Origin of the sequence: Kitasatospora sp. NPDC058162 (genome assembly GCF_042884005.1) — a bacterium.
GTDB lineage: Bacteria > Actinomycetota > Actinomycetes > Streptomycetales > Streptomycetaceae > Kitasatospora.
This window is the reverse complement of the sequence record NZ_JBHVUS010000093.1, coordinates 1-1,220: the sequence shown is the minus strand read 5'-3', so window position 1 is coordinate 1,220 and position 1,220 is coordinate 1. Positions and strand designations below refer to the sequence as shown.

General features: G+C 60.6%; 1 protein-coding gene. It reads left to right on the top strand.

Annotation, left to right across the window (positions count from 1 at the left end):
- A partial coding sequence (locus ACFVXG_RS46150) for a hypothetical protein (RefSeq protein ID WP_387936506.1) occupies window positions 1-967 on the top strand: 967 nt, incomplete at its 5' end.
- Window positions 968-1,220: the final 253 nt, after the last annotated feature.

Below are 1,220 nucleotides of genomic sequence, written 5' to 3'. Positions count from 1 at the left end.
TATCGAGAAGAAGAACGGTATCCGTACCGCTTTCCCGCCGCTTTACGTCTTCCTGGAGGAATCGAACCACCTCGCAGACGTCCTCAAGGAACAGCACTCGGCGGACAAGAAAACCGGAGAGTCGGCGGCCGATCCTGTATGGCGCGACGTCGCATCAATTCTCCGCCTCGGCCGAGAAGTGAACGTCCACATCATCGCTGTATTCCAGGACCTGAAAGACAACCAATTCGGCGGAGTCTCCCTCTCTCCGCTCTTCCCACTGAAGTTCCTCGGCAGCTACACCGAAAACCAGTGGAAGCGCATTATGGGCTCCCGCACCGAAATGCCTGCCATCCAGAAAAAGGCGGGCCGAATGGTCTTCGCTCTGGACACAGGAGAGATCACCCGAATTCAGACCCCGTACGCCCCGTGGAATCCGGAACTCACCAAGGACCAGAACCAGCAGGAGGCGTACCGGCTCCTCACGGCCTACTACAAGGAGCTGCGCGCCACCCACGGCTACACCACCGAGGGTCTCTACCAGGCCCCGCCCGAGCCCTCCGAGGAGGCCCCGCCGGCCTTCATCCTGGCCCAGTCACGTGACTCGGCCCCCGAAGGCCGAAACGGGGGTCTGGAGGGGGGTAACGAGGGAGAAACCGCAGGTCGCGCGTCACACGACGACGCTCATGTGACGCCCCTGGAGGGTCATGTGACGCCCTCGCGTGACCGACTGCGCCTCATCCCCGGCCAGGGCCAGGGCAGCGGCCAGGAGGCCGTACAGGACCCCACCGCACCGCCCGAGCTCCTGACCCTGGCCGAGATCTCCCGCCGCCTCGGTCCTGCGGATGGTGTGCCGAAGTACGACACCCTGCGAGCCAACAAAACCCGCCGCGACGACTTCCCCCAGCCCACCGTCATCAATGGAAAAGAGCTGTTCACCGAATCCCAGATCAGGGCGTACTACGCCGCTCAGGAAAAGAAGGCATAGGCGACAGTACCGGTACGCGCGTCCGGTACTGCTGACCAGCCAAAACGCTGGAACGGCCCCCTCTCCGGAGGGGGCTTTTCTTTGGGGGAGTGGCGCAGAATCCCAATCTCTACATGGACAATCGAAGTGATGCACCCTTGGAATAGGTCGTATAAACCAGTTGGAAAACTCGTTGGAATTGAATTCAAAAGTGGTCGATAAACCTGGTTTCGGACGGTTCGAATGGCGACTTATTTCGAGAAAGAATTAGCAT